The 22,725-nt window shown below is 63.9% G+C and carries 27 protein-coding genes; all 27 read left to right on the top strand.

Annotated elements, in window-relative coordinates; all coding sequences use genetic code 11:
• Positions 1-81 precede the first annotated feature (81 nt).
• The 27 genes from FCU66_RS25800 (at position 82) to FCU66_RS25930 (ending at position 22,719) form a co-directional block, all read left to right on the top strand.
• On the top strand, positions 82-315 hold the full coding sequence (locus FCU66_RS25800) for a hypothetical protein (RefSeq protein ID WP_136617028.1): 234 nt from the start codon (positions 82-84) through the stop codon (positions 313-315).
• Positions 312-809 (top strand): hypothetical protein, encoded by a 498-nt coding sequence (locus FCU66_RS25805; protein WP_136625451.1) that lies wholly within the window; start codon positions 312-314, stop codon positions 807-809. Before FCU66_RS25800 ends, FCU66_RS25805 begins: the two co-directional genes overlap by 4 nt.
• Positions 810-935: 126 nt before the next feature.
• Positions 936-1,403, top strand: coding sequence for a hypothetical protein (locus tag FCU66_RS25810; RefSeq protein WP_136617030.1), 468 nt, complete (start codon positions 936-938; stop codon positions 1,401-1,403).
• Positions 1,404-2,099 carry a GcrA family cell cycle regulator gene (locus FCU66_RS25815; RefSeq protein ID WP_136617031.1) on the top strand — a complete coding sequence of 232 codons (696 nt, stop codon included), beginning with the start codon at positions 1,404-1,406 and terminating at the stop codon, positions 2,097-2,099.
• Positions 2,096-2,344, top strand: coding sequence for a hypothetical protein (locus tag FCU66_RS25820; RefSeq protein ID WP_136617032.1), 249 nt, complete (start codon positions 2,096-2,098; stop codon positions 2,342-2,344). The genes FCU66_RS25815 and FCU66_RS25820 overlap by 4 nt, the downstream gene beginning before the upstream one ends.
• A gap of 67 nt (positions 2,345-2,411) precedes the next feature.
• Entirely contained in the window at positions 2,412-2,768 is a 357-nt protein-coding gene (locus FCU66_RS25825; protein WP_136617033.1) for a hypothetical protein, read from the top strand.
• Complete coding sequence (locus FCU66_RS25830; protein WP_136617034.1) at positions 2,768-3,337, top strand: helix-turn-helix domain-containing protein; 570 nt, start codon at positions 2,768-2,770, stop codon at positions 3,335-3,337. The genes FCU66_RS25825 and FCU66_RS25830 overlap by 1 nt, the downstream gene beginning before the upstream one ends.
• Positions 3,334-3,675: a hypothetical protein gene (locus FCU66_RS41275; protein WP_168991795.1), complete on the top strand. Its 342-nt coding sequence runs from the start codon at positions 3,334-3,336 to the stop codon at positions 3,673-3,675. Before FCU66_RS25830 ends, FCU66_RS41275 begins: the two co-directional genes overlap by 4 nt.
• Positions 3,672-5,360: an SNF2-related protein gene (locus FCU66_RS25835; protein ID WP_168991796.1), complete on the top strand. Its 1,689-nt coding sequence runs from the start codon at positions 3,672-3,674 to the stop codon at positions 5,358-5,360. The genes FCU66_RS41275 and FCU66_RS25835 overlap by 4 nt, the downstream gene beginning before the upstream one ends.
• Entirely contained in the window at positions 5,357-7,246 is a 1,890-nt protein-coding gene (locus FCU66_RS41280) for an MT-A70 family methyltransferase (RefSeq protein WP_168991797.1), read from the top strand. Before FCU66_RS25835 ends, FCU66_RS41280 begins: the two co-directional genes overlap by 4 nt.
• A complete protein-coding gene (locus FCU66_RS25850) occupies positions 7,243-7,425 on the top strand; it encodes a hypothetical protein (protein WP_136617036.1) in 183 nt (60 codons plus the stop codon). The genes FCU66_RS41280 and FCU66_RS25850 overlap by 4 nt, the downstream gene beginning before the upstream one ends.
• Positions 7,422-7,778, top strand: a complete 357-nt coding sequence (locus FCU66_RS25855; RefSeq protein ID WP_136617037.1) for a hypothetical protein — start codon at positions 7,422-7,424, stop codon at positions 7,776-7,778. The genes FCU66_RS25850 and FCU66_RS25855 overlap by 4 nt, the downstream gene beginning before the upstream one ends.
• On the top strand, positions 7,775-10,399 hold the full coding sequence (locus tag FCU66_RS25860) for a DNA methyltransferase (protein WP_136617038.1): 2,625 nt from the start codon (positions 7,775-7,777) through the stop codon (positions 10,397-10,399). The genes FCU66_RS25855 and FCU66_RS25860 overlap by 4 nt, the downstream gene beginning before the upstream one ends.
• Entirely contained in the window at positions 10,396-10,839 is a 444-nt protein-coding gene (locus FCU66_RS25865; RefSeq protein WP_136617039.1) for a hypothetical protein, read from the top strand. The genes FCU66_RS25860 and FCU66_RS25865 overlap by 4 nt, the downstream gene beginning before the upstream one ends.
• The gene (locus FCU66_RS25870) at positions 10,832-11,320 is read left to right on the top strand and encodes a hypothetical protein (RefSeq protein ID WP_136617040.1); all 489 of its coding nucleotides are present in this window, start codon (positions 10,832-10,834) and stop codon (positions 11,318-11,320) included. Before FCU66_RS25865 ends, FCU66_RS25870 begins: the two co-directional genes overlap by 8 nt.
• Complete coding sequence (locus FCU66_RS25875) at positions 11,317-11,571, top strand: hypothetical protein (RefSeq protein ID WP_136617041.1); 255 nt, start codon at positions 11,317-11,319, stop codon at positions 11,569-11,571. Before FCU66_RS25870 ends, FCU66_RS25875 begins: the two co-directional genes overlap by 4 nt.
• A complete protein-coding gene (locus FCU66_RS42075) occupies positions 11,564-12,160 on the top strand; it encodes a hypothetical protein (RefSeq protein WP_136617042.1) in 597 nt (198 codons plus the stop codon). The genes FCU66_RS25875 and FCU66_RS42075 overlap by 8 nt, the downstream gene beginning before the upstream one ends.
• A complete protein-coding gene (locus tag FCU66_RS25885) occupies positions 12,157-12,711 on the top strand; it encodes a hypothetical protein (protein WP_136617043.1) in 555 nt (184 codons plus the stop codon). Before FCU66_RS42075 ends, FCU66_RS25885 begins: the two co-directional genes overlap by 4 nt.
• Entirely contained in the window at positions 12,708-13,601 is an 894-nt protein-coding gene (locus tag FCU66_RS25890) for a DHHA1 domain-containing protein (protein ID WP_136617044.1), read from the top strand. The genes FCU66_RS25885 and FCU66_RS25890 overlap by 4 nt, the downstream gene beginning before the upstream one ends.
• Positions 13,598-16,189, top strand: coding sequence for a DNA cytosine methyltransferase (locus FCU66_RS25895; RefSeq protein WP_136617045.1), 2,592 nt, complete (start codon positions 13,598-13,600; stop codon positions 16,187-16,189). The genes FCU66_RS25890 and FCU66_RS25895 overlap by 4 nt, the downstream gene beginning before the upstream one ends.
• Complete coding sequence (locus FCU66_RS25900; RefSeq protein WP_136617046.1) at positions 16,186-16,383, top strand: hypothetical protein; 198 nt, start codon at positions 16,186-16,188, stop codon at positions 16,381-16,383. Before FCU66_RS25895 ends, FCU66_RS25900 begins: the two co-directional genes overlap by 4 nt.
• Complete coding sequence (locus FCU66_RS25905; RefSeq protein ID WP_136617047.1) at positions 16,380-17,534, top strand: helix-turn-helix domain-containing protein; 1,155 nt, start codon at positions 16,380-16,382, stop codon at positions 17,532-17,534. Before FCU66_RS25900 ends, FCU66_RS25905 begins: the two co-directional genes overlap by 4 nt.
• On the top strand, positions 17,503-18,180 hold the full coding sequence (gene nusG / locus FCU66_RS25910) for a transcription termination/antitermination protein NusG (RefSeq protein ID WP_136617048.1): 678 nt from the start codon (positions 17,503-17,505) through the stop codon (positions 18,178-18,180). The genes FCU66_RS25905 and nusG overlap by 32 nt, the downstream gene beginning before the upstream one ends.
• Before the next feature lie 144 nt (positions 18,181-18,324).
• Positions 18,325-18,657 carry an HNH endonuclease gene (locus tag FCU66_RS25915; protein ID WP_136617049.1) on the top strand — a complete coding sequence of 111 codons (333 nt, stop codon included), beginning with the start codon at positions 18,325-18,327 and terminating at the stop codon, positions 18,655-18,657.
• Positions 18,658-18,840: 183 nt separating this feature from the next.
• Positions 18,841-19,212 carry a hypothetical protein gene (locus tag FCU66_RS25920; RefSeq protein WP_246094007.1) on the top strand — a complete coding sequence of 124 codons (372 nt, stop codon included), beginning with the start codon at positions 18,841-18,843 and terminating at the stop codon, positions 19,210-19,212.
• Between the two features lie 37 nt (positions 19,213-19,249).
• Complete coding sequence (locus FCU66_RS25925) at positions 19,250-20,941, top strand: terminase large subunit (RefSeq protein ID WP_246094008.1); 1,692 nt, start codon at positions 19,250-19,252, stop codon at positions 20,939-20,941.
• Between the two features lie 11 nt (positions 20,942-20,952).
• Entirely contained in the window at positions 20,953-22,719 is a 1,767-nt protein-coding gene (locus tag FCU66_RS25930; RefSeq protein WP_136617052.1) for a phage portal protein, read from the top strand.
• Positions 22,720-22,725: the final 6 nt, after the last annotated feature.

The raw sequence follows: 22,725 nt of genomic DNA on the forward strand, positions 1-22,725 counted from the left end.
GCAAAAAATACCCTAACAACAGGGTACAAGTAATGCCCTGCCGCTTGACAGGATGGGGGTATGATGTGTACCTCCTTACTCATGACGCACGCCGACGTTATCAACCTTTGGCCCAGCCTGACCGAATTCGCGGCCGATATCGCCGTTGAGTACGGCACCGCCAAGGCGATGCGCAGGCGCGAATCAATCCCGGTGGAATACTGGCCTGCCCTGATCCGCAAGGCCGAGGAGCGCCAGATCGCAGGGATAAACCCGGCCTCCTTGCTGGACGCTGCCGTGCCGCTTGCTGTCGAAGACCGCGAGAGCGCCGCATGAAAGACCTCGCCAGCCCATGCGCCAGCGCGCCGCGCGAATTTACGAAACGCCTGGTTCCACGTTACCCCACTGCGCAGGCCTCCCAAGCTTTCAACCCATGCGCAGAGCCTGCCGCGCCGGTCCGTGACACCTCCCGGGCCGGCGCGGCCTTTCACCATTTCACGGAAAGCTGTCCGCTCGCCGCCGCAGACGACCAGGCTGCGACCGCGCCGGAGCCTTCCGGCGTGGTCACTCTCTCGATCACCATCGCGCCCGCAGTCGCCTTGATCCTCAAGCTGGCGGGTGATGCTACCGGCCTTGCCGCCGACGAGATCATCGCGCGCGGCATCTGCACCTATGCCGACCGGATCGGCATCCCGTCGCTGGCCCGGCCGGCGGCCGATGATGTCGGCGACGATATCGGCGATGTGCCTCACTTCGTCCGGCGTGACCAGGGGCGCTTCAGCAGCGCGCGGGAAGCGCTGGGGAACAGAACTCAGGGGGTGCGGAAATGAGCAAGGCATGGAGGCCTCCGTAGGGCGCGTTGAACTGCCCGCACACTGAATCAACCACTTCCTGCCTGCACGGAATCATTTCTCCGGAAAAATTCCTTGACGGCTCTGCTTTGCCGGAAAGCTGCCATGTCCAAGCTCGATCCAGCCCTCTTCCTGACGACGCCGGAAGACCGCATTCGCATCAAGGCGCGCACCGAGCAGCTGATCAAGCTCGCCGGTGGACCGGGCGTGTTCCAGCACGTTGCAGGCGTGCCGACCGACATGCTGTCGAAATACGGTTCGCGCTCGGAGCCGAACTTCATCAACGCCGCCGTCATCGTCGCTCTCGACCGCCAGTTGGGCGCGCCGATGATGATGGAGGAACTGGCGAATATGCTCGGCTACACGCTCGTGCCGCTCGAACCGGAAAAGCCGGAAGCTCTCAGTGTCGAGGATCTGGCCGACCTCCACAAGGAAACCAGCGAGGCGGTCACCTCGCTCGCGGCCGTCGTCACCAGTCGCACCGACATCGCCGCGGCGAAGCGTACGGCGGTTCGCGAGATCGACGAAGGAATCAGCTCGCTCTATCGCGCGCGCCGGAAGGTGGCGGCGTAGATGACCGGGACCATGGCCTATACGCCGCATGAAATTGACGCCATCGCCGGGTGGCTGAAGGAAGACCTTTCGGCCTCGCAGGTCGCTGCGGAACTCTCCAGCCTTCGGCAATGCGCCGTAAGCCGCAATGCCATCATCGGCATCGTCCACCGCAACGAGACGCTGGCCGCGATCGGCTTCAGCCGCGCCGGCCATGGCGGCGGCCCTAACAAGGCGCTGCCGCGCAGACCGGCACCGCCGGCAAGGCCGGAAAAGACGCAGCGTTTCGAGCCTGGCGCGCGGCGCTATCGCGATCTGTCGCATGCCGAGAAGACGCGGCTGCATCCGGAATATCTGCCGAACAGGGCCTTTCTCGACGCCACCCTCGACATGCCACCCATCGACAAGGATCTTCTCATGTTGCGTGCCCCGACGCCGCCGCCGCGCCCAAAGCCTGTCATCAAGCCCGCCGTCTACGATGCCGGCAGCCGGCGTCTGCCGATCACCGAGCTTGCCAAGGACCAGTGCCGCTTTCCGGTCAACGATGCGCCGCCGGGCGGACTGCATCTGTTCTGCGGCGAGATAGTCTCCGGCGAGACCTCCTATTGCGCCCACCACGCCGCCCGCTGCTTCGGCGGCTTCTCGGCGAGGGCCGCCAGTCGATCGAGCGCAAGCAGTTCGCCTTCGACGTGTCGCCCAAGGTGCACGAGGCAGTGAGCAAGCGTGCGCGCGAAAAGAGCCTGTCGCCGACGGGCCTTGCCAAGCTGCTGTTCGAGGCCGGCTTTGCCGCGCGCATCGGACAGGAGCGGGCCGCGCCGGTCGATGATGCCGAGCTCGATGCGCAGGTGACGCTGGTTTTCGCCTGCGCCGGGCAGGGCGATGTGGCCGCCATCGCCAAGGCGACAGGCGTCAAGCCGCAGACGGTCAGCAGAATTCTCGAAGCGTGGCGCCGCAAGGCGTGAGGTGAGTGCCCGCGCCGGGCTTCGGCGTTTTCTGGTCGGCTCGGGGCGCGCTTCGATGAGACATCCCATGCATTCCTTTCCGGCGTCCTGCGCCGTCGGCTTTGCCATCGGCGGCATGGCGCTCGGCATCGTCGCGATGAGCGCCGGCGAAAGCTGGCCGCATGACGCCTTGCCAACGGCCGCCATGCCGCAGGGCTGGTCGTACCCCTGGCAGTGCTGCTCCGGCCTCGATTGCCGGCAGGCCAAGACGGGTGAAATCGGCGAGCGCGCCGACGGCTATCACACGCCGTCCGGCGAGGTGATCCCTATGACCGACAAGCGCATCCGGCAATCGCCGGACGGCGAGTTCCACTGGTGTGCGCACCAGGGGGGGGGCGAGGCCGGAAAGACGATCTGCCTGTTCGTGCCGGGTCGGGGATCGTGATGGGCGCTGTCGACTTCATCCCAATCTCGCAGCTCTCCGCCCGCCATAGCGAGGGCTGGCGCCTGGTGCAGCCGCTGGAGCCGGACGACTATGCGGCACTGATGCAGGCGCCGGGCATGCCGGAATCCAACAAGCATCTGGCGGCGGTCGCCCGCAACCAAGCACGCTTCGGGCAGGCGTCGCCAAGACAAGCCAAGCGTCAGGATCGCCTCGACGACGAGGTGCACGAGCTGCGCGAGCGACTAGCGGCATTCAGCGGCGGCGACGACCTGCAGACCGCGCGGCGCCGTTTCGGCCTCAACAAGGCCGAGGCCACCATCTTCATGATGCTGGTGCAGCGCGGCGTCGCCAGCTACGATCATCTGGCGAGCGCGCTCTATTCCTTCGACGCGCTGGAGCGCATCGACGATCTCGGCGAGGCGATCCGCAGCCATGTCAAGCGGTTGCGCCGCAAGCTCAAGCCGCACGGTCCCACCTTCACCACCAGCTACGGTTTCGGCTTCGAGATGAGCGAGCCGCAGCGCAGCGCCGCCAAGGTCGCACTGGCTGACGCGCGGGTGCCGGCATGAGCGATGCTTTTGCCGTGCTGCGCTCGACCCGGCTGCCGGCCGGTCCTGAAAAGGATGTGCAGGCCGCGATCGCCGATGCATTCGCGAATTGCGGCATCGCATTCGAGCGTGAGGTGAATCTGGGGGACGGCGACATCATCGACTTCGTCGTCGGCGACCTTGGCATCGAGGTCAAGATCAAGGGATCTCCGCGCGCCATCCTGCGGCAACTCCGTCGGTATGCCGCCCATTCGCAGCTGAGTGCCATCGCCTTGGTCTCCTCGGTCGCGATGGGAGTGCCACCTGCGATTGGTGCCAAGCGCTTGGACATTGTTTCGCTCGGGAGGGCGTGGCTTTGAACGCCCACGCGTCGCTCGAAACCTATGGACGCCTGCGATACCGGGCAGACCTCGGCAAGTGGCAGGTCGCCGGGCTGCCGCCGCATGTCTCGCTGGTGTTCAAGAAGGTATTTCCTCGAATTCCTATTCATCAGACGGGTGAGTTCTTCATCACCGACGGTGCCGCCGTATGTGCGGACCTTGTCTGGTTCACTCAGCGCTATCCGCTGGAGGTGCCGAGTGCCGACCGCGAGCGCGTTGAAGCCGGCCGGCAGCGCCATATAGACCAGCGCCTGGCCGTCGAAAGTCTTCTCGCCGACGACTGGCTGCCTTCGTCGATCGGCCGGTTTCGCGAAGGCGCGTCGCCTTACCCTTTCCAGGCACAGGCGGCTGCCGTCACCGCCAAGACCAGGCGGCTGCTTCTGCTGGACGATGTGGGCCTCGGCAAGACGGTCAGCGCGCTGGCGACGCTTGCCGAAACGTCGGCGCTGCCGGCGGCGATCGTCGTCCAGGCGCATCTGGCCGAGCAGTGGGTCGAGGAATACATCGAAGAGTTCACCACCTTCACCAGTCACATCATCAAGGGCACGAAGCCTTACAGGCTGCCGGCTGCCGATATCTTCATATTCAAGTATTCGAACATCGCCGGTTGGACCGACATCGCGGCGACGGGGAAGTTCCGGTCGATCATCTTTGATGAAATCCAGGAGCTGCGGCACGGTGGATCGACGAATAAGGGCCAGGCCGCTCGCGCCTTCGTCTCCAACACCGACATCCGCATGGGACTGACGGCAACGCCGATCTACAATTATGGATCGGAAATCTTCAACATCGTCGATCTTCTGGAACCTGGCGCGCTCGGCGGCTGGCACGAGTTCATCATCGAGTGGTGCACCTCGCACGGGTCGCACTGGGTGGTCAGAGATCCGAAGGCGCTGGGCACCTATTTGCGCGATCAGACGATCGCATTGCGCCGCACGGAATTCGACGTCGGCAAGCAGATGCCGCCCGTCAATGTCCTTATGCATGAAGTCGACTTTGACCAAAGCGTCGTCGACGCCGTCGAGGATGAGGCTCGCATTCTTGCGCAACGGGTGATGGGCGGTTCTTTTGTCGAGCGCGGCCAGGCAGCGCGCGAACTCGATATGATGGCTCGGCACGCGACCGGCATGGCTAAGGCGAAGTCGGTCGCAGCGCTGGCGCGCATTCTTGTCGAGGCCGGCGAACCGGTGCTGTTGGCTGGCTGGCACCGCGATGTCTACGACGTCTGGCTTGCGGCTTTGAGTGACCTCGATCCGGTCATGTATACCGGCAGCGAAACCACCTTGGCGAAGACACGGGCGAAAGCAGACTTCATCGAGGGTCGCAGCAAGCTGATGATCATCTCGCTGCGATCGGGCGCCGGCTTGGATGGCCTGCAGCGAGTCTGCTCGAAGGTGATCGTCGGCGAACTGGATTGGTCGCCGCAAGTCCACAAGCAGTTGATCGGTCGACTTCGCCGTCCGGGCCAGCTTCGCCAGGTCGACGCGATCTACGCCCATACCAACGGTGGCAGCGATCCTGTCCTTGTCGAGATGCTCGGGCTCAAGGCTTCGCAGTCGCAGGGCATCGTCGATCCACTGGCCACACTCCAGCAAGTCGATGCGCCTGATGATACGCGCATCAAGAAGCTGGCCCAATCCTATCTCGCGGGAGTCCAGTCGTGACCGAGCTCCTCCCGCATCCTTTGGCCGAACTGTTCCCGCTGCTGTCGGAGCGGGAAATGCAGGAGATGGCCGACGACATCGTGACCTATGGCCAGCGCGAGCCGATAGTCCTGCTGGACGGCAAGATTTTGGATGGGCGCAACCGCTATGCCGCCTGCCAATTCGCCGAGGTCGAGCCTGAATTCATCGACTATGCCGGCGACGATCCGCTCGGCTTCGTGCTGTCGCTCAATTTGCACCGCCGGCACCTATCGGAGAGCCAGCGCGCCATGGTGGCGGCGCGGCTGGTCGACTGGGATATCGGGATCAACCAGAGCACTGCCGGGTCAGCAAATTTGCCGACCCGGGAGGCAGCGCGCCGGCTGTCGATTTCCGAGCGCGCGGTGATCGCCGCCAAGCGCATTCGCGACCATGGCGCGGCCGAACTGATCGAGGCGATCCGCGACGGCCGCGTGTCTGTGCATGCCGGCGAGGCGCTGTCTGACCTCGCCGTCGAGGCGCAGCGCGAAGTGCTGGCACACGAGGAGAAAGAAATCGTCGCGCGGGCGAAAGAGATCCGTGCGGCACGGCAGAAGCTGCGCCACGCCGTGCGGCTGACGCATATGGACATGGTGCGCGACAACGGCCAGGCGGCAGCGCCGGGCAAGCTCAAGCGCACCTATCCGGTCGGCTATCTCGATCCGCCGTGGCAGTTCGGCGTGCGTTCGGAAGTGACCGGTCGCGAGAAGAGCGCCGAGAACCACTATCCGACGATGACGACCGACGAGATCATCGCGCTGTTGAAGGATCTCGATCCGTTCAGCGAAAACGCCGTTATCTATCTCTGGGCAACCAACCCGATGTTGCTCGACGGGTTGCGGGTGCTGGCCGAACTCGGCCTCACCTATGTCCATCACTGGATATGGGACAAGGAAGTCGCCGGCACCGGCTATTGGGGCCGCGACCGGCACGAGATCCTGCTGATCGGCCGCCGCGGCGACGTCGCCGCGCCCTTGCCCGGCTCGCAGCCCGAGACGGTGCACCGCGAGCGCAAGACAAAGCATTCCGCCAAGCCGGATTTCTTCGCCGAGACAATAGAGCGGCTGTTCCCAGGCATCGCCAAGATCGAACTGTTTTGCCGCGCGCCCCGGCCGGGCTGGGATCACTGGGGCTTTGAAGCGGGTCCATCGGAAGGTCCGGTGGACCTTCCGCCCGCCGAGAAGGCCGGGGAGATTGCGGAGCAATCGGGGTCCCCGGCAACGGATGACGAACTCTACCGCAAGGCCGTCGACCTGGTGGTGGCGAACGACAAGCCGTCGCCAAGCTTCGTGCAGCGCAGGCTGCAACTGAACTACAACACCGCGTCGGCCCTGCTGGAGCGCATGGAACGCGATGGCTATGTCAGCCCTGCCAACCTCGCGGGCAAGCGGACCATCGTGCGGCAAACGCCATCGGTAACCGCCGCCGAGTTGACCGAATTCAAGATGCTCAGTGCGATTGCCGGCGGCATCAAGGTCTCCGGCCCGCTGTTCGAAATCCTCACTGAACAGGGCCTGATCTGGGCCGGCAAGGAACTCACGGTCGGCGGCGCCAAGCGGCTCGCCGAACTGGGGAGGTTGGTCGACGCCGCATCCGATGGCGATGCCGTCAGTGTTGTTGGCGACAGGAAACGCGGCTTCGTCGATGCCTTGGCCGACTGGACAGAATTCAATCGGCTGAAGTTGCGTGATGACCTGAACGCGGCCGAAGCCGCGCGGCTCGCTGAACTCAAGCCGATCGTCGAAGCCGAGTTGGCGGCTGGCAAGGCTGAAGGGACAACGCCCCCCTCTGTCCTGCCGGACATCTCCCCCACAGGTGGGGAGATTAGGCAGCCGAAGCGTCGCGCCAAGAAGGCGGTGCCGGCGTGACCGAATTTACGAAACAACTGGCCTTCGCCCGCGCCGATGCGCTTGAGCTGCGGAGCTTGCTGAAGCGGACGGATCAAGTCCCGCCAGATCAAATGGCGGCACACCTCGCCGCCTTGCGCGTCCAGCACGCAATGATCGGCCGTGATCTGGACAAGCTCCAGAAGGCGGTGCCGGCATGAAGCGCACCGCCACCATCCACTTCGCCTGCAACGATCCGGACAACGGCCGGTTCGACGGCAAGACCGTGATGGCGAGCTATGGCGACGTCGAACTGGAATCGCCGGGTTGGAGGCCTTACACCTTCACCGAAGGGGCGGGTTTCATCCGCATTCACCGGTGCAAATTCGAGATTGTCGGGTCAAAAGACTGGGTCGGCAACTGGTGCTGGAACGCCTACACGCTGCGCCGCGCCGAGGCGAAGCGGCTGCTTCTGACCTTGCGCGCCAACGGCTGGCGCTGCACCTGTGGCCCTTGCCGATTCTATGAGTGGTTCAACCGCGAAGGTGTCTTCGCCAAGGCGGTGTCGGCATGAACGCGCTCGCCTCGATCCCCGACGATCCCTACCTCACCTTCCTGCGCGGCAAGATGCAGCTGGCCAAAGCCGACGGCTTCGACGTTGCGCTCGACGACATCAACCCGGCCGGCGCACCGCATTGCCGGGCGATCGTGCGCTGGGCGCTGAAGGGCGGCAGCCGCGGCATCTTCGCGTCGTTCGGCCTCCATAAGACTTTCATGCAGATCGAGCTGATGCGGCTGATAGGCAGGTTTGCGCCTGGTCTGCGGTTGATCGTCATTCCGCTTGGCGTGCGGCATGAGTTCTTCGCCGAGGCGGCGGAGCGATTCCAAGGCGAATTCGGCGTCACGTTGAAGTTCATCCGCAGCGACAGCGAGGTCGACGGCGACGACACGATCTACCTGACCAACTACGAATCGGTGCTGGCCGGCAAGATCGACGTCTCGCGCTTCGTTGCGGCCAGCCTCGACGAGGCGGCGGTGCTGCGCGGCTATGGAACCAAAACCTTCCAGACGTTCCTGCCGCTGTTCAAGGCTGTGCGCTTCAAGTTCGTCGCCACCGCGACGCCGTCGCCGAACCGCACCAAGGAACTGATCCACTATGCCGGCTTTTTGGGCATCATGGACACCGGCCAGGCGCTGACGCGGTTCTTCCAGCGCAATTCGGAAAAAGCCGGCGACCTGACGTTGTTCCCGCACAAGGAAGATGAATTCTGGCTGTGGGTGCACAGCTGGGCGGTGTTCCTGCAATCACCTTCCGATCTCGGATTTTCCGACGACGGTTATGTGCTCCCGCCGGTCACGGTGAACTGGCATGAAGTGCCGATCGACCATTCGACGGCCGGCGAGGATCGTGACGGGCAGGGCCTTTTGCTGCGCAATACGGCGCTCGGCGTCGTGCAGGCGAGTGCGGCCAAGCGCGACAGCCTGGCGGCGCGCATCGGCAAGATGGTCGAACTGATCGCGCAGGATCCGGAGGCCCACCGCATCCTCTGGCACGACCTCGAGGATGAGCGCCGGGCGATCGAGGCGGCGGTGCCGGGCGTGCGCTCGATCTATGGGACGCAAGGGCTGGAGGCGAACGAAAAGAACGCCATAGGCTTCAAGGACGGCAAGTTCCGCGACCTTGCCACCAAGCCGGAAATGTCGGGCGCCGGCAACAATTTCCAGAAACATTGCCACTGGGCGATCTTCGTCGGTGTCGGCTTCAAGTTCCATGACTTCATCCAGGCGGTGCACCGCATCGTGCGCTTCGGCCAGATGCAGGAATGCCGGATAGACATCATCTTCTCGGAAGCCGAGCGCGAGGTGCGCCGCAACCTCGAAGGCAAGTGGGCTGAACACGAACGCCTGATGGCACGCATGGCGGAGATCATCCGCCGCTACGGCCTCGACGGACTGCCGCTCGACGACGTGCTGTCACGCTCGATCGGCGTAGCGAGGCGCGAAGAGCGCGGCGAGTCCTTCGTGATTGCGCACAACGATGCGGTGCTGGAGGCGCGTCAGACGGCCAGCGCCAGCGTCGGCGAGATCGTCACCTCGATCCCGTTCGCCAACCACTACGAGTATACGGCGAGCTACAACGATTTCGGCCACACCGACAACAATGGCCACTTCTGGGCGCAGATGGACTTTTTGACGCCCGAGCTGCTGCGCATCCTCAAGCCCGGCCGGCTGGCCTGTATCCATGTCAAGGACCGGGTGCTGTTCGGCTCGGTGACCGGCGAAGGCGTGCCGACCGTGTCGCCGTTCCATGCCGAGGCGTTGTTCCACTACCTGAAGCACGGTTTTCAGTTCATCGGCATGATCACCATCGGTACCGATGTGGTGAAGGAAAACAACCAGACCTATCGGCTTGGCTATTCCGAAATGATGAAGGACGCCACCAAGATGGGCGTCGGTTCACCGGAGTATGTGCTGCTGTTTCGGCGGCCGCAGAGCGACCTCTCGCGCGGCTACGCCGATGAACCTGTCGAGCATGACAAGCCGCTGGTGATTGCCGCCGACGGCCGGCATGAGCGCTGGAGCGACGGCGACCGGCGGCCGCAAGTGCCGGGCAGCGGCTACACGCTGGCGCGCTGGCAGATGGATGCGCACGCCTTCTGGCCGTCTTCCGGCGACCGGCTGCTGACCACCGACGAGATCGTGCGGCTGGGGCCAAAGGCAGTGCGCGCGCTGTTCCAGAACATGTTCGAGGGCGCGGTCTATGATTTCGAAGCGCATGTACGGCTCGGCGAAGAGCTGGCGGCCAAGGATGCGCTGTCGAAGACCTACATGATGCTCGATCCGCCCTGCGCCGATCCGAACATCTGGACCGACGTGGTGCGCATGCACACACTGAACGGCGAGCAGGCGTTCAACAATCTGGAAAAGCATGTCTGCCCGCTGCAGTTCGACATCGTCGACCGGCTGATCGACCGCTACTCCAACAAGGGCGACATCATCTATGACCCGTTCGGCGGGCTGATGACGGTGCCCTATCGCGCCATCCTGAAAGGCCGCAAGGGCCAGGCCTCCGAACTGTCCGCCACCTATTTCCATGACGGCGCGCATTACTGCCGCAAGGCCGAAGCGCAGATGGCCGTGCCAACGATGTTCGACATGATGGGCATCGGCGACGAGCTGGAGGCGGCGGAGTGACTTCCGATCCCTCAATCCTCCGCGCCATGGCCCGCCTTCGCAAGGCGCTGGACAATCGCATGCGCATCGACGATCGCGCCGAGGAATTGTCCCTGCGCGAAAAGAGCCGGCCGATCCGCGCCGGCACGCTCGCCGCCTATGACACTGCTGGCCTCGGCCGCAAGCTCCGTCCGATGCTGGAGTATGACGGAAGGGGCTGGCGGGCGCTGGCCGACGAGATCGGCGTGACCTCGCCGGACCTGTCGCGCGTCATGGCCGGACAGGACATCGCGGCCGGGAAGATATTCGCCATCTGCGATTGGGCCGGGCTCGACGCCCGCGCCTTCTACCGCGCGCCGCGCGGTGCACCGAAGCCGCGCAAGCGCGCAAGGCCCGGCCTGTCCCACGGCAAGGTGTTTCACGGGAAAAGCACTGAAACAGGAATATTGTCCAATGTTTGAAAAGCTCATCCTGCGGCTGGCGCCGCGTCTCATTTCGCTGTCGGCAAGGCGCCCGCCGAATATCGTTATTGGCGGCCATATCGATCCCTATATGCATCGCTGGTGGCTGATTCCGCGCAACCGGTTCTTCAACATCTATCTGCACCACTTCTTGCGGTCCGACGACGACCGGGCGCTGCACGATCATCCCTGGTGGAATTTTTCGGTGCTGCTGCGTGGCCGCTATGTCGAGCACACAATTGCGCCGGGCGGTATCAACCACCGCGTCGAGCGGTGCGCCGGCGACACTAAGTTCCGGCGCGCCTCGGCCGCGCACCGCATTGAATTGGTGGATGGGCCATGCTGGACGCTGTTCCTGACCGGGCCGATGTTGCGCGTTTGGGGCTTTCACTGCCCGCGCGGCTGGGTGCCGTGGCAGCAGTTCACCAAGCCCGAGAACCCAGGCGAGATCGGGCGCGGCTGCGGCGAGTTCGACCAATGAAGGCCGCCGATCTCGAAAAGGCGACGGCGCTCGCCGAGGCACGCGCCCAGAACGTCGCCATGCGCGACCGCCTGGTTGCTGGCGAGCGGCTGGTGCTGTCGATGGGCAGCGCCACCGGCAAGACCTCGGAAATCGTCATGGCGAAGGCATGGCTGGACGGCGTGCGTCGCGACCTGATCTCTGGTTTCAGCCGGCGCATCGCCGAGAACGACGCGGCATTGGCAGCCATTGGGGTCGAACTCGATGGCTGAAGCCGCTTTGCGCAAACTCGACCGCAACCTGCCGCGCCTCGATATGCGCTCGCCGGAGCTGATCGCCAGGCAGAATGCCGCGCGCACTGGCCAAATGCTCTTGCCGGCGCGCCGCCGCGCCAGCGAGGAACTGCATATCGCCTTCACAGGCCCCGTCGCTGATGGCTTGCGCCGCCATGCGCTGGCGCGTGGCGAGAGCCCGCAGGTGCTGGCGGCGGCACTGCTCGCCCGGCTGCTGGAAACCGACATGGCGGGCGACCTGATCGAAGGCCGCGCCGAGTTCGAGGCCGGCGGCCAGGGCCGGCGCCCGTTCGGTGCCGCTGGCCAACTGACGCTGCGCCAGTGCGCCGTTATCCATCTGGTCGGAACCCACGCCGACGCCGACGGCTGGTGCCGGCTCTCCATGGCGGCGCTCACCGGCATGCTGCGGCACGAATCGAAGATGCTTGTGTCGGATGTACTGCACGCCATGGAGCGGCGCGGCATCGTCATGCGCGGTCGGCGCATGGGTCGCGGATCGGCGACGCCGTGGGCGCTGAGCGAAGTCGGCCGGGCGGTGTTCGACGTGCTGGCCGGAGAGGCGGAATGAACGCCGCCGTCCTCTCGCCCGATGCCACGAAGCTGCGCGCCATCCGGGCGGCCCTGACTGATATTGCGCCGGGCGAGTGGACACGCGTGCATGGCGAGGCTGGCGCCTTCGTCGAGGCTCGCGGCGAGATGGGCGAACTCTTGGTGCTGCTGCGCTTCGATGCTGCCTCGGTCGATGAGATCGACTTCGTCTGCAATGCGCCCGACACGACAAAATTCCTGCTGCGGCTGCTCGACGATTCTTTCCGCGAGATCCGCAAGCTGTCCGGCAAGCCTCCGCATCGCAATCAGGCTGCCGGCGAACCGGCGGCGAGCGATGTGAAGAACTTCGCTGCAGAGTGCGCCATGAAGTGTCAGGAGCCCGCGTTCATGGTGTTCCTGCATGAGCGGCACGGGCTCGAAAAGCCTCTGACCGACGATCGCGTGGCGCAAAAAGTGCGCTCTCTGCTGGGCGTCACCTCACGAAAACAACTCAACGATGGCGGCAAGGCCGGCGACGCGTGGAAAGCGCTGCGCGGGAGTTTTGCCGATTGGAAGAAGGCGGGACGATGAACTGGAAACCAGACCTCTGCATCTATCACGGCAATTGCGATGACGGCTTCGGCGCGGCGTGGGCGATCTGGAAACGATGGGGCAACGAGGTTGCCTATGTGCCCGGCTTCTACGGCAAGCCGCTTCCCGATGCGGCCGGCCGGCACGTCCTGTTCGTGGACTTCTCGGCGAAGCGCCCGGAATTGGTGGCGATGGCCGACAAGGCCAAGAGCATCGTGGTGATCGACCACCACAAGACAGCCGAGGCCGATCTGGCCGACTGGAATGGCCCCATGCCGGCGCTGGCTGACATAGAGCTTCTGGCGGCGAAGGCTTGCACGGAGACCGGCTCGCCCATCGTTGCCGTCTTCGACATGCACCAGTCTGGAGCGACGATGGCCTGGCAGTTCGCAACGGGGACCAACAGGCAGGACGATCCTTGCCCCACAATCCTGTCGCTGATCGAAGACCGCGACCTTTGGCGCTTCGCCTACGGTGATCGCACGAAGCAGTTCTCGGCAGCGCTGCGCACCTATCCGATGGATTTTGCCGTCTGGAGCGAGATCGCCGAAAAGCCCGACGAACTGGTCGAGGAAGGCAAGGCGGTCCTGCGGTCGCACCTGGCCAACATCGGCAAGATGCTGCAGGAGGCGTATTTCTCGGACGTCGGCGGGCACCATGTGCCGACCGTCAACGCGCCATACCACTACGCCAGCGACGCGGCGCACGAGCTACTGGCACGCTTCCCCGATGCCCCATTCGCCGCCTCGTGGTTCCGCCGCGCCGACGGGCAAATCCAGTTCTCACTGCGGTCCGAGGATAGCCGGGTCGATGTTTCCGAAGTTGCCAAGTCTTTTGGTGGCGGCGGTCATCGCAACGCGGCCGGTTTCGAGCTGGTGGCGCCGCAATGAACGCACAATTCGATTTCGGCGCTGTCGTCGCCCTGCCGCCGGTAACGAAGAAATGGCGTTGTCTTTCAGTGCCCGGTTTCATGCCGGCGAAGAAAGTGCCTTTGCCCTTCATTCCCCCGGCGAAGGGTGAACGCAGGATCGTTGCCGTCGACAGCTTTGCCGGCGGCGGCGGCGCATCGAACGGCATCGCTAAAGCCTTCCGGCGGCTGGCAGAAGCCGGCTTGCTGCCGACCGGGCATCCGCTCGGGCCGACCTATGCCATCAATCACGATGAGGCCGCCCTTGCCATGCATGAGGCGAACCATCGCGACACCATCCATCTGCCGCACAATGTCTGGCAGGTGTCAATGCGGGAGACGCTTGGCGACAATCTGTTCGGCTTCCTCTGGCTGTCGCCGGATTGCCGCGATCATTCGACGGCCAAGGGCGGCCCGATCACGTCGCGCGCCGTTCGCGATCTCGCCTGGGTGCTGCTGAAATGGCTGAAGGAGCTACAGGACTGGCAGCGGCCGTGGACCATCTGCCTGGAGAATGTCGGCGCCTTCGCCAAATGGTCGCCGCTGATCGAGCGCAAGGACGGCACCGGTTTCGAACGCGACCCGGAGCGGCTTGGCCACACGTTTCATCAGTTTGTCCATGAGCTGGCGCGTTACGGCTATTCCGTCGGCTGGGATGAACTGGTCGCCTGCGAATATGGGTCACCGACGATCCGCAAGCGCCTCTACCTCTGCGCCCGGCGCGATGCTGCCCGGATCGTCACCCCGGATCGCAGCCACGCTGCGCCCAAATCGGACATGGTCAAGAGCAGCGCCTTGAAGCCGTGGCCGGTGGCGGCCGATATCCTCGATTTCGACATCGACTGCCCGTCGATCTTCCTGACCAGGGAGGAGGCGCGCGCCTACACCAAGGCAACAGGCAAACGCATTATCCGGCCGCTGGCGGTGAAGACGGATGCACGCCTGGCCTTTGGCGTGAAGCGGCATGTGCTCGACGCCGGCGACGACGCTTTCATCGCCACCTGCAATCATGCCGGTGAGGGTTTTCGCGGGCAGGGGCTTGGCGAGCCATTCGCGACCGTCGCCCGGGCGCGCGACGCGCACGGCCTCGTCGTGCCGCATATGATGACGATGCGCAACTCCGGCTCGCCGACCTCCAGTGCCGACGAGCCGACGCGCACGGTGATGGCCGGCGGCGCCAACCAGTTCGATGTCGAGACATATCTGGCGCCGTGCATCGTCGGTGTCGGCGGACGCATGGGCCAGAGCGCGCCGCGTTCGGTCGGCCAGCCGTGGCAGTCGATGACGACGAAGCCAGACAGTGTCGTTGCCGTGGCCAAGCTGTCGCCGTGGACCGAAGGCGACCCTAACGAAGTCGACAGCGACATCTGGGATCGCTTGCCGCCGGTCTGGCGTGCGGTGGCCTTGAAGGGATTGGAGCCGAAGATCGTGGCGCCGTTGATCGCCGTGTTTCGCGGCGACAGTGTCGGCAAGCCGGTCAGCGCCCCGCTGCCCGCGGTGACGGCGAACAGCTTCATCAAGCGTCCGGGCGGCGCCTCGCCGATCGGTGCGGTCGAGGCGGCGTTGCTGCCGTTCATCAAGCGCGATTTCGGCAATTCGATCGGGACGTCGATGAATGAGCCCGCCGGGGCCGTTGTGTCGGGCGGCGGCGGCAAGATGGATATGGTTGGGCTTGCAGCTGTTCCTTTCGTCAGCCGGGGCCAGCATGGCGGCGGCAACAGGTCCGCCACGCAACCGACCCATACGATTGCGGCTTCCGACGGCGACCAGAACCAGGTGATCGTTCCCTACCTGGTGCCACGCTATGGCGAAAGGGACGGGCAGGATCCGCGCACGGTGAGCGCCGAACGACCGCTGCCGACACCGGTTCCGGACGGCAACCAGGGCAGCCTTGCGGCTGTTTACCTGGCGCAGCACAACACTGGCGAGGAAGGCCACAGCGTGCAGCGGCCGGTCTCGACCATCGTTCAGAAGGGTTGCACCCAAGGCGTGGTCGCCGCCCACATGCTGTCGCTGAAGGGCAGCGATCGGCGTGACGGATCTTGCGGCGATGCGCACCCGGCGATCTGCGCCGGCGGCCAGCACTCGGCCGTCGTGACGCTGCCGCTGATGACGGCTTACTATTCGTCGGGCGGCCAGCACGCCCGTGTCGACGATCCTTCACTCACTGTGCCGACCAAGGCGCGCTTTGGCCTCACCCATGTCGAAGCCTCGCCGCCGCCACTGACTGATGCGCAAATGGCTCGGGCGCGCCAGGTCGCCGCGTTCCTACGTCGGCATGGATGCTGGGATGGCGGCGACATCGTCACGCTGACCATTCGCGGCATCCTCTATGTCATCGTCGATATCGGCATGCGCATGCTGACGCCGCGCGAGCTCGCCCGTGCGCAGGGCTTTCCCGATAGCTATATCCTCGACCCGATCTACAGGGGCAAGCCGCTGACCGAAACCGAACAGCGGCACAAGATCGGCAACTCGGTCTGCGACGCACCGGCGGCTGCCTGGATCGAAGCGAACCATCGCCCGCCACTGGAGTGGGGCCTGCAAGCGTTCCTGGAGGCGGCGGAGTGAAGCAGCAAACCCCAAAGCAGCGCCGGGATTTCCTGATCTACTACGCGAAGGTGCTGTTGCGCGAAGCGCAGGCGCGGCGCGGCCAGAACGTCGACTGGATGCTGGCGGGAGCCGGCCGCGCCAGGCGCGAGGCCATGGTGATCGACGTGCGTCCGGCGCAGGCTGATCTGTTCACGTTGGCGGTGCCGACATGAGCCACGCAGCGACCAAATGGGCATTCGATCAGCCGGAGATGCACCGGGACATGAAGCCGTCGGAGTGGGCGGTGCTGATGGTGCTCGCTGACTGCCACAATCCGGTCAATGGCTGCTTTCCGAGCCAGGACTACATCTGCTCGAAGACCAACCTCGGCGAGCGCGCCGTGCGTGATCAGCTGACTCATCTCAGGGCACGCGGCTTGATCGCTTGGGATGTGACTTTCGAGGACGGCAAGCGCAGCTCGAACCGTTATCACCTAAGCTTCGAGTCCGATTTTCAACCGGCAAATTCTGCCGGTAGCTCTGGGGCCGAAGCAACCGGCGAAATCGTGCCCGAGCAACCGGCAGAATCCGACAGTTTCAACCGGCAAAATTCGCCGCCTAACCTTGTAAGGGAACCGGTAAGGGAACCTGTTGAGAGAGAGGCGCGCGAGGACAATCCGAAAAAGATCGAGGCGGCGTTCTGGCGGATGGTTCGGGTCTGGCCGGGGCAGAAAGGCATTCCGACGGCGCGGGCGCTGAAGCTGTTCATGGCGCTGTCGCTGGAAGACCGGGTCGAGGCCGAGCGCAAGTTCCCGCACTGGCTGGCGCTGCTCAAGGCGCAGAAGAAAGATCACGTCCACGCGCCTTCGACCTATTTCGAGCAGCGGCTGTGGGTCGATGTTCCGGAGCCGGTCGACGCGAAGCCGGCGGCGATGACTGCACCGCCCTTCGGGCCGGTGTGGGGCGCGGTGCGGATGCGCGAACTGGTGCTGAAATCGGCCCTGTCGGCACCACCGCCCAGCGCCTTCATGGCGACCTTGCTGGCACAGGACGATGCGCAAGGACGGCAGGCGAGGCTGACACGCCAAGCCAAGCACGGATGGCCCTCGGTCAACCGCATGCACGACTTCGCCGAGAGCCGCAAAGGCATCACCGTGACGCCTGATCTGGAGGCGCTGGCCGCGCTAATGGAGCCGGTGCCGGTGCGTGGCGATCTCTGGCAGCGCTGGCTTGGCGAGCACGAGAAGCGCGGCTGGCCCTGGCTGCCCGACCCCGGTCAGATGCCGGTGGTCTACTTCCCGGCTGGCGGGCCGGCAGGACTGGAAGCATTCGAACAGGCGGTGCGAGGGAACCATGATGCGGGCGGACGTGAAGCGGCTGAGTGATCGGGAAAACGTCTGGATAAACCGATCGACGGGCGAGATCATCAACGTTGACCGCGCCTATGCCGAATCGGACAGGCAGATGGGCCTGTCTCGGAGGGCGCAAGCGTTGCTCGCCGCAGCGGGTGAGTCGGGGCCGGTGATGCAATGGTTCGTGCTTTGCATCGGTCATCACGCCGAAAAGGATGTGGATAAGTCTCTGTCGGTCGCCCGCATCGAGCGCTGGTTTCCGGTCGAGAAGCGGCTGCGCAATGCCCCACACGCCAAGCGCAAGGTCGCCTACACGGTGCCTGCGTTGCCTGGCTACGTGTTCGTTCGTGTCGTCAACCGTGACAAAACGTGGGCCGCTCTGCTGAACCTCGAAGGGGTCAGCGGTGTGCTTGGTGGGGCGCACGGGCCGGTGCCTGTGCCTGAGTGTAAATACTTGGAACTCAAGAAGAAACTGGAAGAGAAGTCGACCGACGAGGCGGTGGTCGAGGCGGCGTTCCCGGTTGGGGCAAGCGTGCTGATCGAGGACGGTCCGTTCGCCAGCTTTCCGGGGACCATCGCCAAGCTGACCGATGATCAGCGTGCGGTGGTGATGGTGATGATCTTCGGACGTGAGACGCCTGTGGAACTGGGACTTGCGCAAATCACCAAATCCGATTAGCGAGTCACGTCCAGGACGACCCGTTGACCTGAGGCGCAAGCTTCTAAAACCGAGTGGCAGCCGCAAGGCCGAGCCCCGAACGGATCCAAGTGAAGCGAAGGGCGCGGCCCGGCATGCTTCACCGCGATGGATAAGATTCCCACATTGGCCAAGCTGAAGATGATGGGTCCGGCTATCCGGACCTTGGACACGCGCACCATCAAGGTGGCGCCCAAGACAGCTGATTCGTTCTATCTCTCCCCAGAGTGGCGCAAGCTGATGGCGGAGATCATCGCCGAGCGCGGTCGCAGATGCGAGGACCCGCAGTGCGACGGCAAGACCCATCGGCATGGCATGCGCGTGTTCGGTGATCACCTGGTCGAGCTCAGGGACGGTGGCGCACCGCTCGACAAGCGCAACATCATGCTCCGCTGTGGAGCCTCGCACACCAAGAAGACGCTGGCCGAGCGGGCCAAGAGGATGGCAGCCCGACCCTGATAAGGGGGGGGCGGGTCGAATCTCTGGGCGGCCACGGGGCCTCTAACCGCTTGGGGCTCAGCGAGGGATTTTTTTTCGATGAGTGAGAATTCTGACCTCTTTGGGGATCCGATTCCCGAAGGCTGGGGCAAGCGAGGTCGCCCGCAACACATAGCGACTGCGGCAAACCGCAACAAAGTCAGCATGTTGCTCGCCCTCGGCTGGAACAACGAGCGGATCGCACGGGCGCTGAGCATCACGCCGCCGACTTTGCGGAAGAATTATTTTCGTGAACTCAAGTTCCGGGATGAGGCGAGGGATCGTCTGGACGCGCGGACCGCGATGCTCTTCTGGACGCAATTCGAAGGCGGAAGCTCGGCGGCCGGCAAGGCGTTCCGCAAGTTCGTCGAGCAAAACGACCTGATGCTTTACGGCCAGTCGTCACGCCCGCAGGCGGAGGAGAAGGGTCCGAAGCTCGGCAAGAAGGAGCAGGCCCTTGTCGATGCCAGCCGACCGGACACCGCCTCGACGCTGGGCGATCTGATGGCCCGCCGCCAGGGCACGCGACCGCACTGACATGTGGGACCTCAGTTGCGTCGACTGGGAAGAGCGGATGCAGAAGGGTCAACCGCTGATCCCGGACTGTCTGGAGTTGAATGAGGCCGAGGCCGAGATGGGGCTGGCTTTCTTCGACGCACTGCCATTGCCGGACGGCCTCGACGAGATGACATTGGGCCAAGCGGCGGGACAGTGGTTCCGCGACCTGGTCCGCGTCATTTTCGGGTCTTGGGATCCAGCCATTCGTCGCCGCGCCATCCGCGATTTCTTCGTCATGGCTCCGAAGGGATCGTCGAAGACGACTTACAGCGCCGGCCTGATGCTGACGGCGATGATGATGAACAAGCGCCACAACGTCGAGGCGCTGTTCGTTGGTCCGACGCAGACCATTTCAGATCGCGCCTACGATCAGGCCACGGCCATGATCAGCAAATCGCCTGACCTGCAGCGCCGCTTTCACCGCAAGGATCACGAAAAGACGATCCAGTGCCTGGTCACGAATTCGGAACTGAAGGTCAAGACGTTCGCTCTCGACATTCTCACCGGCGCGATCGTCATCTTTGCCCTGGTCGATGAGCTGCACCTCCTCGGCCGCAACCAGCACACGACGAAAGTGCTGCGCCAGATCCGTGGCGGTCTCGACAAGACCAACGAAGGCGCGCTGCTGATCACCACAACCCAGAGCGACGAGATCCCGGCCGGTGCGTTCAAGGATGAACTGCACATGGCGCGCAGGATCCGCGACGGGCACTACCGCGGCAAGATCATCCGGCCGATGCTGCCGATGCTCTACGAGTTCCCAACGGAGATCGCCAAGGACAAGGACAAGTGGGGCGATTCGGAAAACTGGTCGATGGTGATGCCTAACCTCAACCGGTCGATCCACTTGCATGATCTCATACCCGACTGGAATTCAGAGCGCGAGAAGGGTGACAAACCGACACGCATCTGGGCTTCGCAACATCTCAACATCGAGATGGGCGTTGGCATGAAGACCGACGGATGGCCAGGTGCTGCCTACTGGGCTCATTCGGAAGATGACACGATCACCCTGCAATCCCTTCTCGAGCGAAGCGAAGCGGTTGTCGTTGGGATAGACGGTGGTGGGCTTGACGACCTCTACGGACTTTCGGTGCTTGGTCGCGAACCAGCCGAGATCGAGGTCGTGATCAAGGTCGCCGGCCAGGATGTCGTGATCAAGATGAAGCGCTGGCTTTGCTGGAGTCACGCCTGGTGCCATCGCGGTGTGCTCGAGCGTCGCCAGTCGATCGCGACGAAACTGTTGGACTTCGAAACGGCTGGCGAGCTCACCATCGTCGACGACACGATCGTCAGTCTCGCTGAGAGCATCGGAGTCATTCGACAAGTGAATGATGCTGGCTTGCTTGCCTGTGTCGCGGTCGATGCTGAAGGACCATATGGCGAACTCGTCGATGCGCTCGCCGAGATCGAAATCACCCAGGAAGGTGGCCAGGTCGAAGGCGTGGGGCAGGGCTACAAGCTCATGAACGCCATCAAGACGAGCGAAGGCCGGCTATCGAACAGAATGCTGACGCACGCCAAATCCTCGATGATGGACTGGAGTGTCGAGAACGTGAAGATCGAGCCGACAGCGACCGCCATCCGTGCGACCAAACAGAACGCCGGTGACGCCAAGATCGACCCGGTGATGGCACTCTTCGACGCCGTCAGTGTGATGGTGAAGAATCCGGAAGCGGCAGTCCCAGCAGAAATTTACGCACTCTGAAAGGCGACCATATGCGATCGGTACCCCTGATCCCGCGCCGATCGGATGCGTCGCCGCTGACTGCGGTTAACGACGACGACGAGGCGAAGGCTGTCGATTTCTCGCCGGAGATGTGGTCGGCGATCAATGGCGGATGGGGATTGCCAACAAAATCTGGCGCCCAGGTATCGACATCATCGGCCCTGCAGACGACATCGTTCCACCGCGGCATCCTCGTGATCGCGGAAGGCATCGCACAGCTGCCAGTCGAGCTCCACAAGCGGAGCACGAAGGGCACTGAACCCGCGATCGACCACCCCGCCTATGACGTCTTGCTGCACCGCGCCAACAATCTCCAGGACTCTTTCCAGTTCTGGCGCACCACGCTCATGCACGCCGCCGGTGCCGGCAACGGCGTCTCCTACAAGGTAGAGCTAAACGGCCAACTGAAAGAGTTGATACCGGTCCGGCCGGAATGCGTCTCGATCAATCTGCCGAACCAGTTCAACTACGTGACCTACGATCTCACCTTCGAGGGCGGCGGTTTCGCCACGGTCGGCTCCAACCAGGTCCTGCATCTCAAGGGACCATCGTGGTCACCGTACAAGGGACTGGATCCCGCGGTCGTCGGCCGCGAAGCCATCGGTCTTTCCCGCTCGATCGAGGAGACGCAGGCCAGGCTGCATGCGAACGGCGCGCGTCCCAGCGGTGTTCTGCAGACCGAGCAGAAGCTGAACAAGGCTCAGATCGACCTGTTGCGGAGCCAGTGGCAGGAAAGCTTCGGCGGCGCGCCGAATACAGGGAAAACGCCGGTGATAGCCGGCGGTTTGGAGTGGAAGGCGATCGCTCAGAGTGGCGTCGACGGCGAGCATCTCAACACCCGGAAACACCAGATTGAGGAAATCGCGCGTCTCCTCGGCATCTTCCCGATCATGCTGGGGCATGCCGGCGACCAGTCGCCGACCTTCGCCAGCGCTGATGCCTTCCTCGAAGCGCATGTCCGCTACTCGCTGCAGCCCTGGATCAAGGCGGTGCGATCCGGGGTGGAAACCCAGATCCTGACCAAGGATGAGCGCGCCGAGGGCTACTATTGCCGGATCGACACATCCGAGCTGCTCCGCGGCTCACTGAAAGATCGGACGGAGTACTACAAGGCGGGTCTGGGCACGAACTCCTCACCGGGTTGGCTGAAGCCGAACGAGGTCCGTGAGGACGACGGCTGGAACCCGGATGAAGATCCGAAGATGGATGAGGTCTGGCAGCCGGCCACGATGGCGCCAGCCAGCCAGGATCAGCGAAAGCCCGGCTCGGCGGAGACGAAGTCAGCGCCACGGACCCTCTATGTGTGCCGGCATCTCATCAACACCGACGCCTTCCTGAAGTGGGCGCACGCCCAAGGGTTCAAGAACACGCTTCAGGCCGACGAACTGCATGTCACGATCGCCTATAGCCGGTCGCGGCTGGACTGGATCACTCTCGGCGAGAACTGGATCCAGAACAGCAATGGCACCCTCTTGATTGCGCCTGGCGGTCCTCGTGTCGTCGAGCCGATGGGTAAGGACGGCGCGGTTGCGCTGCTCTTCGCTTCAACTGACCTGTCGTGGCGACACATGGCCATCCGCGAGGCCGGCGCCTCCTGGGATTGGCCGGAATATCAGCCGCACGTCACAATAACGATGGATGCCGGCGACATCGACCTCGCGAAAGTGGAGCCATACCGCGGCGAGTTGAAATTCGGCCCAGAAATATTCTCGGAAATTGACGAGCACCGCGCCGACAGCGGCCCAGCGACGGAGTGATCTGAT

This window comes from Mesorhizobium norvegicum (assembly GCF_004919685.1).
Taxonomy (GTDB): Bacteria; Pseudomonadota; Alphaproteobacteria; order Rhizobiales; family Rhizobiaceae; genus Mesorhizobium; species Mesorhizobium norvegicum.

Coding starts and splice junctions, on each gene's coding strand:
- FCU66_RS25800 (WP_136617028.1), top strand. CDS start 82: ATGACGCACGCCGACGTTATCAACCTTTGGCCCAGCCTGACCGAATTC.
- FCU66_RS25805 (WP_136625451.1), top strand. CDS start 312: ATGAAAGACCTCGCCAGCCCATGCGCCAGCGCGCCGCGCGAATTTACG.
- FCU66_RS25810 (WP_136617030.1), top strand. CDS start 936: ATGTCCAAGCTCGATCCAGCCCTCTTCCTGACGACGCCGGAAGACCGC.
- FCU66_RS25815 (WP_136617031.1), top strand. CDS start 1,404: ATGACCGGGACCATGGCCTATACGCCGCATGAAATTGACGCCATCGCC.
- FCU66_RS25825 (WP_136617033.1), top strand. CDS start 2,412: ATGCATTCCTTTCCGGCGTCCTGCGCCGTCGGCTTTGCCATCGGCGGC.
- FCU66_RS25830 (WP_136617034.1), top strand. CDS start 2,768: ATGGGCGCTGTCGACTTCATCCCAATCTCGCAGCTCTCCGCCCGCCAT.
- FCU66_RS41275 (WP_168991795.1), top strand. CDS start 3,334: ATGAGCGATGCTTTTGCCGTGCTGCGCTCGACCCGGCTGCCGGCCGGT.
- FCU66_RS25855 (WP_136617037.1), top strand. CDS start 7,422: ATGAAGCGCACCGCCACCATCCACTTCGCCTGCAACGATCCGGACAAC.
- FCU66_RS25860 (WP_136617038.1), top strand. CDS start 7,775: ATGAACGCGCTCGCCTCGATCCCCGACGATCCCTACCTCACCTTCCTG.
- FCU66_RS25870 (WP_136617040.1), top strand. CDS start 10,832: ATGTTTGAAAAGCTCATCCTGCGGCTGGCGCCGCGTCTCATTTCGCTG.
- FCU66_RS25875 (WP_136617041.1), top strand. CDS start 11,317: ATGAAGGCCGCCGATCTCGAAAAGGCGACGGCGCTCGCCGAGGCACGC.
- FCU66_RS42075 (WP_136617042.1), top strand. CDS start 11,564: ATGGCTGAAGCCGCTTTGCGCAAACTCGACCGCAACCTGCCGCGCCTC.
- FCU66_RS25885 (WP_136617043.1), top strand. CDS start 12,157: ATGAACGCCGCCGTCCTCTCGCCCGATGCCACGAAGCTGCGCGCCATC.
- FCU66_RS25890 (WP_136617044.1), top strand. CDS start 12,708: ATGAACTGGAAACCAGACCTCTGCATCTATCACGGCAATTGCGATGAC.
- FCU66_RS25895 (WP_136617045.1), top strand. CDS start 13,598: ATGAACGCACAATTCGATTTCGGCGCTGTCGTCGCCCTGCCGCCGGTA.
- FCU66_RS25905 (WP_136617047.1), top strand. CDS start 16,380: ATGAGCCACGCAGCGACCAAATGGGCATTCGATCAGCCGGAGATGCAC.
- nusG (WP_136617048.1), top strand. CDS start 17,503: ATGATGCGGGCGGACGTGAAGCGGCTGAGTGATCGGGAAAACGTCTGG.
- FCU66_RS25920 (WP_246094007.1), top strand. CDS start 18,841: ATGTTGCTCGCCCTCGGCTGGAACAACGAGCGGATCGCACGGGCGCTG.
- FCU66_RS25925 (WP_246094008.1), top strand. CDS start 19,250: ATGCAGAAGGGTCAACCGCTGATCCCGGACTGTCTGGAGTTGAATGAG.
- FCU66_RS25930 (WP_136617052.1), top strand. CDS start 20,953: ATGCGATCGGTACCCCTGATCCCGCGCCGATCGGATGCGTCGCCGCTG.